Origin of the sequence: Streptomyces roseochromogenus subsp. oscitans DS 12.976, assembly GCF_000497445.1 — a bacterium.
Classification (GTDB): Bacteria; Actinomycetota; Actinomycetes; order Streptomycetales; family Streptomycetaceae; genus Streptomyces; species Streptomyces oscitans.
Window position 1 is genome coordinate 3,197,626 of record NZ_CM002285.1, and the last position, 10,204, is coordinate 3,207,829.

6 protein-coding genes are annotated in these 10,204 nt (G+C 73.0%); 1 reads left to right on the forward strand and 5 read right to left on the reverse strand.

Annotated elements, in window-relative coordinates; genetic code table 11:
* The coding region (locus M878_RS63525; protein ID WP_023546914.1) for an ATP-dependent helicase at window positions 1–1,718 on the reverse strand (1,718 nt) is incomplete at its 3' end.
* 181 nt (window positions 1,719–1,899) lie between these two features.
* On the opposite strand from M878_RS63525, the gene M878_RS63530 reads away from it, so the two are divergent.
* On the forward strand, window positions 1,900–2,157 hold the full coding sequence (locus M878_RS63530; RefSeq protein ID WP_023546915.1) for a mycoredoxin: 258 nt from the start codon (window positions 1,900–1,902) through the stop codon (window positions 2,155–2,157).
* A gap of 256 nt (window positions 2,158–2,413) precedes the next feature.
* Here the strand turns inward: M878_RS63530 and nudC are convergent, their stop codons facing one another.
* The 4 genes from nudC to M878_RS99855 form a co-directional block, all read right to left on the reverse strand.
* Window positions 2,414–3,358 carry an NAD(+) diphosphatase gene (gene nudC, locus M878_RS63535; RefSeq protein WP_023546916.1) on the reverse strand — a complete coding sequence of 315 codons (945 nt, stop codon included), beginning with the start codon at window positions 3,356–3,358 and terminating at the stop codon, window positions 2,414–2,416.
* A 73-nt stretch (window positions 3,359–3,431) separates the two neighbouring features.
* A complete protein-coding gene (locus tag M878_RS63540; RefSeq protein ID WP_023546917.1) occupies window positions 3,432–4,835 on the reverse strand; it encodes a dipeptidase in 1,404 nt (467 codons plus the stop codon).
* A gap of 53 nt (window positions 4,836–4,888) precedes the next feature.
* A complete protein-coding gene (locus M878_RS63545; RefSeq protein ID WP_023546918.1) occupies window positions 4,889–8,518 on the reverse strand; it encodes an ATP-dependent helicase in 3,630 nt (1,209 codons plus the stop codon).
* A gap of 115 nt (window positions 8,519–8,633) precedes the next feature.
* On the reverse strand, window positions 8,634–10,204 hold a 1,571-nt coding region (locus M878_RS99855), incomplete at its 5' end, for a PD-(D/E)XK nuclease family protein (RefSeq protein ID WP_023546919.1).

A 10,204-nucleotide genomic window follows, 5' to 3' on the forward strand; every position in this document is an offset into this window, starting at 1 on the left:
GCCCAGGAAACCTGGAGCCGTTCCCGCGCGCGGGTGACGCCGACGTAGAGGAGCCGGCGCTCCTCCTCGATCTGCTCGTCGGTCCTGGCGTAGGTGATGGGCAGCATGCCCTCGGCGATGCCGACGACGAAGACGACGTCCCACTCCAGGCCCTTGGCAGCGTGCAGGGAGGCGAGGGTGACGCCCTGGACGGTCGGGGCGTGCTGGGCGTTCGCCCGCTCGTCGAGTTCCGCCACGAAGTCGCCGAGGGTGGCGGCGGGCCTGGCGGCGGCGAGGTCGTGGGCGAGGTTGACCAGGGCGGCGAGGGACTCCCAGCGCTCTCTGACGGCGCCGGAGCCGGCCGGGGGCTGTGCGGTCCAGCCCTCTCCGGAGAGCACGGCACGCACCTGGGAGGGCAGGTCCACGGCCTCGTCCAGCAGCGAGTCGTTGCCGCCGAAGCGGGCCGCTCCGCGCAGGGCAATGCTGGCCTTGCGCACCTCGGGCCGGTCGAAGAAGCGCTCGGCGCCGCGCAGCTGGTAGGGGACGCCGGTGTCGGCGAGGGCCTGTTCGTAGGTCTCGGACTGGGCGTTCGTACGGAACAGGACGGCGATCTCGGCGGCCGGGACGCCCGCGTCGATCAGCTCGCGGATGCGGCGGGCGGCGCCTTCGGCCTCGGCGGGCTCGTCGGTGTACTCGGTGTAGGCCGGCTCGGGGCCGGGGGCGCGCTGGGAGACCAGTTCCAGCCGGTGGTCGGCGGCGCGGCCGCGGGCCTGGGCGAGCAGGCCGTTGGCGAGGCGGACCACCTGGGGGGTGGAGCGGTAGTCACGGACGAGTTTGACGACCGTGGCGCCGGGGTGCCGGGCGCGGAAGTCGAGGAGATGGTCGGGCGTTGCTCCCGTGAACGAGTAGATGGTCTGGCTGGCATCGCCGACGACGCACAGGCTGTCGCGGTCGCCGAGCCACAGTTCCAGCAGCCGCTGCTGCAGGGGGCTGACGTCCTGGTACTCGTCGACGACGAAGTGCTGGTACTGCGCGCGGACCTGTTCGGCGATGTCGTGCCGGTCCTGCAGAATGGCGACGGTGAGCAGCAGGACGTCCTCGAAGTCGATCACCGAGCGGTCGCGCTTGAGGTCTTCGTAGGCCGCGTAGAGGTGGGCGATCTCGGTCGGGTCGCGCGGGGCCTCGCGGCCGGCCTTCGCAGCCGCGTACGCGTAGTCGGCGGGGACGGTCTGGGTGACCTTGGACCATTCGATCTCGGCGGTGACGTCCCGCAGCTCGCCCCGGTCGAGCCGGGTCCCCAGGGTTGCGGCGGCGTCGGCGACGAGCTGGATCTTGCGGTCGATGAGCCGGGGCATGCCGCCACCGATCGCTTTCGGCCAGAAGTACTGCAGCTGGCGCAGGGCGGCGGAGTGGAAGGTGCGGGCCTGGACGCCGTGGGCGCCGAGCTGGCGCAGCCGGCCGCGCATCTCTCCGGCGGCGCGGTTGGTGAAGGTGACGGCGAGCACGCTGGACGGCTGGAGGATGCCGGCGAGTACTCCGTAGGCGATGCGGTGCGTGATCGCCCGGGTCTTGCCCGTGCCCGCTCCTGCCAGGACGCACACCGGGCCGTGCAGGGCGGTGGCGACCGCGCGCTGCTCGGGGTCGAGCCCTTCGAGCACCGCGTCGGCCCCGGTCGGCGGCGCGTACGGGGTACCGCCGGAGCCCTGCGGGAAGAGGGTGGAGTGCGTTGCTGCTGTCACACCGCCATGCTGCCAGGTCGCCCGGGACTGCCGGGGCGGTTGTCCACAGGCGAGCACCGATAGTCGTATGAATGCGGCAGGTGTCACAGCTGCCTGTGGATACCCCGGGCGGGAATGGCGGACGGCTCGCGTACGTTTCTTCCTCGGACGATTTTTCCGAGCTGCCTGAGGAGCGCGAGACATGCAGGGCACTGTGACGATGTACAGCACGACTTGGTGCGGCTACTGCCGGCGGCTGAAGAGCCAGCTGGACCGGGAGGGCATCGGCTACACCGAGATCAACATCGAGCAGGACCCCGAGTCCGCCGCTTTCGTCGAGAAGGCGAACGGTGGAAACCAGACGGTCCCGACGGTTCAGGTAGTTCCCTCCAATGGTGGTGCAGAGGTCGTCATGACGAACCCGAGCCTTGCCCAGGTGAAGCAGGCGCTGGGCGTCTGACCCTCATGACGCACACGACCCCCGACCAGCCTGGCGCCGGATCGGGGGTCCTGGTCGGAGGGCATGGTGAACGCGGGGGCGGTCTTCCGCCGGGGTGCGTTGGTGGAACGCCCGGCACCACACCATGCGTGCCCGTCGTCGCTCTGGTCGCGAGCTTGAGGGCGCCGTGCGGCAGCCGTCGGGTACGGCGGCCAGCACGGCCCGGTGGTGGTGGACGTTGTGGTTCCGGTACGGGTCGCCCTCCGCCCGGGCCGTCTCAGACGAAGCTGCGCGTCGGAAGCGGCTTGCCGTACCACATCTCGATCAGGCGGGCCGCGATGGAGATGCCGTAGGGCGGCAGCACCTCGCCGCACTCGAAGGCCTCGTGGAGTTCCTCGCGGGAGAACCAGCGGGCCTCGTGGATCTCGTCGCCGTCGACGTCGATCTCGGTGGAGGTGGCGCGGGCCATGAAGCCGAGCATCAGGCTGGACGGGAAGGGCCAGGGCTGGCTGGCCACGTACTCCACGGGGCCGACGGTGATGCCGACCTCCTCGGACACCTCGCGGCGCACCGCCTGCTCGATGGACTCGCCGGGTTCGACGAAGCCGGCGAGCGTGGAGAAGCGGCCCTCGGGCCAGTGGACCTGGCGGCCGAGCAGGATACGGTCGTCCGCGTCGGTCACCGCCATGATCACGGCCGGGTCGGTGCGCGGGTAGTGCTCGGCACCGCAGGCCGGGCAGCGGCGGATGTGGCCGGCGGCGGCGATGACCGTGCGCTCGCCGCAGCGGGAGCAGAAGCGGTGGGTGCGCTGCCAGTTCTCCAGGCCGACCGCGTGCACCATGAGGCCGGTGTCGCGCGGCGAGAGCAGCAGGCCGGCCTCCCGCAGCCCGGCGGGGCGCGCGGACTGGTCGATACGGCCGGGCAGCGAGTCCTTCTGGAGCGCGAAGTAGCTGACGCCCTCGTCGTCGGTACCGAGGAAATAGCGGTGCGCTTCGGTGAGCGGGGCTTCGAAGGAGGGCGTCATGACGAGTTCGGTCCGGCCGTCCGGTGTCTCGTCGATGAGCACCTGACCGCCGGACACCACGAAGCAGCGGGTCGTGGGGTGGCTCCACGCCGCCGCGAGCCAGGCCTCGTCGAGCCGGTGGTGGGCGGCGCGGTCGATGCCGCTCGGGGCTGTCAGCGAGATGGGTCGATCGGCTGTGTCGTCGGTCCAGGTGGTCACGTGTGCTTCCAACTCCCCCAGTGCAGCGGTTCGTTCGGCGGGCGGTTCGGCGGGGACGTACGGCGTGGTCCGGTCAGGGCGTGGGACGCCAGTGCTCGGCCAGGTCACCCCACAGGTAGGCGCTGGTCTCGACGCCCTTGAGGAGGAGGTCGAGCTCGACCTTTTCGTCGGGGGCGTGCCAGCCGTCGGAGGGGACGGAGATGCCCAGGAAGAGCACGGGGGCGCCGAGGACTTCCTGGAGATCGGCGGCTGGTCCGGAGCCGCCCTCGCGGGTGAAGCGGATCGGTTTCTCGAAGGCGCGGCCCATGGCGCGGGCCACGGACTGCAGCGCGGGGTGGTCGAGCGGGGTCAGGCACGGGCGCGTGGCCGCGCCGAAGCTGATCTCGTGCCGGATCCCGGCCGGCAGCTGCGTCTCGGCCCAGGCGCGGACGGCCTTCTCGATGTGGTCGGGCTCCTGGCCCGCGACCATCCGGAAGGACAGCTTCACCATGGCCGAGGACGGGATGATCGTCTTGCTGCCCGGGCCCTGGTAGCCACCGCCGATGCCGTTGACCTCGGCGGTCGGGCGGGCCCAGATGCGTTCGAGGGTGCTGTATCCGGCCTCGCCGTGGGGGGCGCGGGACTTGGCGGTGCTCAGCCAGCGCTCCTCGTCGAAGGGCAGCTCGGCGAACAGCTCGCGCTCTTGGTCGGTCAGCTCCACGATGCCGTCGTAGAAGCCGGGGATCGCCACGCGCGCGTGCTCGTCGTGCAGGGCGGCGACCAGGCGGGCGGCCGCGGTGGCCGGGTTGGGTACGGCGCCGCCGAAGGAGCCGGAGTGGATGTCCTGGTCGGGGCCGTACAGCCGGATCTCGCACTCGGCGAGGCCGCGCATGCCGGTGCAGACGGTCGGGGTGTCCTCGGACCACATGCCGGTGTCGGAGACGATCACGGCGTCGGCGGCGAGCCGTGCCGCGTTCTCCTCGACCAGGGCCCGGAAGTGCGGGGAGCCGGACTCCTCCTCGCCCTCGATCAGCAGCTTCAGGTTGACGGCGGGGGCGGTGCGGCCGGTGGCGGCGAGGTGGGCGCGGACACCGAGTGTGTGGAAGAACACCTGGCCCTTGTCGTCGGCCGCCCCGCGCGCGTAGAGGCGATGTGCGCGGACGACCGGCTCGAAGGGGTCGCTGTCCCAGCCGTCCTCGCGGGCGGCGGGCTGCACGTCGTGATGACCGTAGACGAGGACGGTGGGCGCCTCGGGGCCGGCGGAGGGCCACTCGGCGAAGACGGCCGGGGCGCCCGGGGTCTGCCAGACCTCGGCGGTCGGGAAGCCGGTCTCCTTGAGCTTGGCGGCGAGCCAGTCGGCGCTGCGCCGTACATCGGGTGCGTGGTCGGGCTGGGCCGACACGGAGGGGATGCGCAGCCATTCCGCGAGGTCGTCGAGGAAGGCGGCGCGGTGCTGCTCGATGTACGCGCGGACGGCGCTGTCCGGGGTCTGGCTCATGCTCACGAGCCTATCGGCCCGCACCGACAACCTCGGCGGGCGGTTCGTCACACTCAGGATGTCTGGTGTGCCACTCCGGCGTCTTCCGTTCCGGCATCCCCCGTGAGGAGCCGTTCCAGGGCGGCCCGGTCCGGCAGGTCCGGCGGTCGTACGACGTCGCCGCTGCGGACGTACAGGAAGGCGGCCGTGACCGACTCGGGCGGCACGCCCTGCTGCTCGGCCCAGGCCAGCCGGTACACGGCGAGCTGGAGCGGATCGGCGGTGCGGGTGCGGCTGGTCTTCCAGTCGACGATCTCGTACGTCGCCTCGTCGCCGTCGCCGTGCTTGTAGACGGCGTCGATACGGCCCCGTACGACGCGGCCGGCGAGGGTGAGCTGGAAGGGGGCCTCGACCCGGTGGGGGGTGCGCCGGGCGTACTCGCTGCGTTCGAAGGCCTCCTTCAGGGCCTCCAGGTCGTGTTCGTCGGCGATCCCGGCGTCGCTGCCGGGCAGCTCGTCCGGTTCCAGCAGGGGCAGTGTCAGTTCCTCGAAGCGGGCTTCCACCCACGCGTGGAATCGGGTGCCCCGGCGCGCGGCCGGTTGCGGAGGGCGTGGCATGGGGCGCGCGAGTTCCTGCGCGAGCCCGTCCGGGTCCTCGGCCAGGCGCATCAGCTGGGTCGCGGTCAGCGTGACGGGCAGCGGGACGTCGGTGACGGCCTTCCGGGAGCGCAGCAGCTCTCCGGTGAGCGCGTCCAGGTCGCGGTCCCAGGAGGCGATGGTGCGGGCCTCTTCGGGGGTGAGGTCGGTGGAATGCTGCGGCTCGGCGGGACCCTCGGCGGGGCCGGGGCGGTGCCGCGGGGCGGAGGCCTGGTGCGGGACCGTGGGCCGGGCGGCTGTCCGGGCGTCCCGGTCGCTCCATGCGTCCCGGTCGGCGGGGCCGTCCGAGGCTGGGGCATCCGGGGCGGGGGCGTCCGCGTCGGGCGGCGGTTCCTCGTCGCCGAAGGGGTCCTCGTCGTAGGGGATGTCCGCGCTGTGTTCGTCGTACGTTTCGTCGCCGTAGGGGTCGTCGTCCGGGGGCGGGGGCCAGTCGGGGTCGTCGAGGGCGGCGGGGTCGTGGGCGGCCGGTGGCCGACCGGTGGCCTGGGCGGCGAGGGTGTCCAGGTGGGCGAGGACGGCCTCGGCGGCGGCGCGGCGGCGGGCCAGGGCGGTGTCGTCCAGCGGGAGCGGCCACACCTGATCGGCGGCGGCCGTGTGCAGGGCGGGGTTCTCCTCGTCCTCGGCGGGTTGCTCGGCCCACGCCTCGATCTCGCCGTGTCCGGCGGCGCAGTGGTCGTACAGAGCCCGGAGAAAGTCGGAGGGGCCGCGCGGCTTCTTCTGGCTGGGCCCCCACCAGTGGCCGGAACCGATCAGCAGTGAGCGGGGGCGGGTGAAGGTGACGTAGCCGAGGCGGAGCTCCTCGGTGTGCTGGTGGTCCTTCATGGCCTCGTGGAAGGCCTTCATGCCGCGAGCGTCCCAGCTGTCGGCGTCGGGCAGCGTGTCGGAGTCGCCACGCAGGGCGTGCGGCACCACCTTGGCCTGCGCCGTCCACTTCTCGCGGCCCTGTGCGCTGGGGAACGTGCCCTTGACCAGCCCGGGCACGGCCACGACGTCCCACTCCAGGCCCTTGGACTTGTGGGCGGTGAGCACCTTGACGGTGTTCTCGCCGCCGGGCAGGGCGTTGTCGAGGCCCTTCTCGTACTGCGCGGCGGTGCGCAGGAAGCCGAGGAAGGCGAGCAGGGTCGCCTCGGCGTCGCTCGCCGCGAAGGAGGCGGCGACGTCCAGGAAGTTGGACAGGGTCTCGCGGCGGCGGGCGGCCAGGGCGTGCGGGGACGCCGACAGCTCCACCTCCAGGCCGGTGACGGCGAGGACGCGGTGCAGCACGTCCATCAGCGGGTCGGAGAGCGAGCGGCGCAGGTCGCGCAGTTCGGCGGCCAGGTGTGCGAAACGCACGCGCGCGTCCGGCGAGAACGGCAGTCCGTCGTCGTCCCCCTCGCTGTCCATGGGTGTTTCGAGGAAGGTGTCGAGGGCGTCCGCTAGCGATATCACCTCGGCCGGGTCGATCCCTTCGACGGCTGCGGCGAGCCGGCGGTCCGGGTCGTCGGTGTCGCCCACGCGCGCGTGGGCGACCAGCAGGCGGGCGCGGCGGCCCAGCAGGGCGAGGTCGCGGGGGCCGATACGCCAGCGCGGGCCGGTCAGCAGGCGCACCAGGGAGGCGTTCGCGCCGGGATCCTGGAGCACCTCGCAGACGGCGACGAGGTCGGCGACCTCGGGCAGGTGCAGCAGCCCGGACAGGCCGACCACCTCGACGGGGATGTCCCGGGCCACGAGGGCGCCCTGGATCTCGGCGAAGTCGGTCGCCGTACGGCACAGTACGGCGATCTCGCCGGGGGCCGTGCCGGTGTGCACGAGGTGGGCGAGGGAGTCGGCGATCCAGTCGATCTCCTCGGCATGGGTGGGCAGCAGGGCGCAGCGGACCGTGCCGTCGTGCTCGGCGCCGGGGGCGGGGCGCAGGGCCTCCACGCCGGCGTGCAGGGCGCGCAGCGGCTCGGCGAGACCGTTGGCGAGGTCTAGGAGGCGGCCGCCGCTGCGGCGGTTCTCGCTGAGCGCCTGCCGGGTGGCGGGGCGGCCGTCGGCGTGCGCGAAGTGCGCGGGGAAGTCGTCCAGGTTGGCGACGGAGGCACCGCGCCAGCCGTAGATGGCCTGGCAGGGGTCGCCGACCGCGGTCACCGGATGGCCCGTGCCGCCGCCGAACAGGCCTGCCAGCAGGACGCGTTGGGCCACGGAGGTGTCCTGGTACTCGTCCAGGAGCACCACGCGGAAGTCCTCGCGCAGCAGCCGGCCCACCTCGGGGATGCGGGCGAGGCGGGCGGACAGGGCGATCTGGTCGCCGAAGTCGAGCAGGTCGCGCTCGCGTTTGGCGGTCCGGTAGCGCCGGACGAGGTCGGCCAGTTCGCGGCGGGCGGTGGCCGTCTCGGGGACCTTGCGCAGATCGGCGTTGGTGAGTTTCGCGCTCTGGAGGGTGCGCAGCAGGTCCGCGTCCCAGGCGCGCAGTTCCTCGGGGGCGACGAGGTGTTCGGCGAGTTCGGAGTCGAGGGCGAGCAGATCGCTGACGAGGTCGGCGAAGGAGCGGGTCAGCGCGGGGTAGGGGCCCGGGGCCTCGCGCAGCACGCGCGCGGCCAGCTGGTAGCGGGTGGCGTCGGCGAGCAGCCGGGAGGTGGGCTCCAGGCCGAGGCGCAGGCCGTGGTCGGTGAGGAGGCGGCCGGCGAAGGCGTGATACGTCGAGATGACCGGCTCGCCGGGCGGGTTGTCCGGGTCCAACCAGGAGGGGTCAGCGCGAAGCGCTGTCGTTGAGGGGTGGTGGTCGGGTGGCGGGAGGGCATCGGGGTCGGTGACGCCGGCCTTGATCAGCGCCTTGCGGACGCGTTCGGCCAGCTCACCGGCGGCTTTGTTGGTGAAGGTGAGGCCCAGGACCTGCTCGGGGGCGACCTGGCCGGTGCCGACCAGCCAGACCACGCGGGCGGCCATCACGGTGGTCTTGCCCGATCCGGCTCCGGCCACGATCACCTGCGGGGCGGGCGGCGCGATGATGCAGGCCGTCTGCTCCGGGGTGAACGGGATGCCGAGGAGCTCTTTGAGCTGCTCGGGGTCGGTGATACGGGCGGGCATGTCGAAAAGGCTAGTGGCGAGCACTGACAGTCGAGCGCGGATCGGCCGCCCGGGTAGGAAGAAGCGCAGGTCAGCACGTGTGGTGCCATGCGTCACTCCCGCACCTGACGGTGGCTCACTCGACCACGTGCCGCCCCTCGGGCCGGGCGCTGCACGAGGCGCGGAACGCGCAGTGCGTGCAGTGCTGGCCGGTGTTCGGTGCGAACCGCTCGTCGAGGACCTTGCCGGCGGCGGTGGCCAGCAGCTCGCCGGCCCACTCCCCCGACAGCGGCTCCTGGTTCTGCGTCTTGGGCAGACTGTCGCCGCCGTCGCGCTGGGCGGCGCCCTGCCTGAGGTGGACCAGTTCCGCGCCGCCGGGTTCGGGTCGTACACCGTCGAAGGCGTCGTCGACGGCGCCTTTGTGGACGGCGAGCTGGTAGACGGCGAGCTGGGGGTGGCGGGCCACCTCGGCGGCGCTGGGCGCCTGTTTGCCGGTCTTGAAGTCGACCACGTAGGCGCGGCCCTCGCCGTCCGCCTCCACGCGGTCCATCTGGCCGCGGATGCGGACCTGGTAGTCGCCCGCCTCCAGGGTGACGTCGAAGTCCTGCTCGCTCGCCACCGGGGTGCGCCCGGTGCGGTCCAGCACATGCCAGTTCAGGAAGCGTTCGAGCGCCACGCGCGCGTTGTCCTTCTCCTGCTGCGACTTCCAGGGCGCGTCGAAGGCGAGCGCGTTCCACACCGAGTCCAGTCGCTCCATCAGGACGTCGAGGTCGGCCGGGGTGCGGCCGGAGGCGACCTCGTCGGCGAGGACGTGGACGACGTTGCCGAAGCCCTGCGCGGTCGTGGCCGGGGCGTCGGCCTTCACCTCGCGGCCGAGGAACCACTGGAGCGCACAGGTGTTGGCGAGCTGGTCGAGGGCGCTTCCGGAGAGCACGACCGGATGGTCGCGGTGGCGCAGCGGGACCTTGCTCTCGGTGGGGTCGTACATGCCCCACCAGCGGTAGGGGTGCGCGGAGGGCACCAGTGGGCGGCCGTCCTCGTCGGCGAGGGCGGCGAGCCGGGCCAGCCGGCGGGCGGCGGCCTCTCGCAGGGCGGCGGACACGCGCGGGTCGACCGTGGTGGCGCGCAGCTCGGCGACGAGAGCGGCCACGGACAGCGGGCGGCGCGGGCGGCCGGTGACGTCCCGGGGTTCGACGCCGAGTTCGGTGAGGAAGCGGGACGGCTGGTCGCCGTCGTCGGCGGGCGCCTTCACGGCGGTCACGACAAGGCGTTCACGCGCGCGCGTGGCGGCGACGTAGAACAGGCGGCGCTCCTCGGCGAGCAGCGCCCCCGGAGTGAGCGGTTCGGCGAGTCCGTCCCGGCCGATGCGGTCGGCCTCCAGGAGGGATCCGCGGCGGCGCAGGTCGGGCCACAGGCCCTCCTGGACGCCGGCGACGACGACCAGCCGCCACTGAAGGCCCTTGGCGCGGTGCGCGGTCATCAGGCGGACGGCGTCCGGGCGTACCGCGCGGCGCGTGAGCGTGTCGGCGGCGATGTCCTCGGCCTCGATCTCCTCCAGGAAGTTCAGGGCGCCTCGGCCTCCGGTGCGCTCCTCCGCGCGCGCGGCGGTGGCGAACAGCGCGCACACGGCGTCCAGATCCCGGTCGGCGTTGCGGCCGGCCGCGCCGCCACGCCGGGCGGCCCGCTCCAGACGCGCGGGCCACGGCG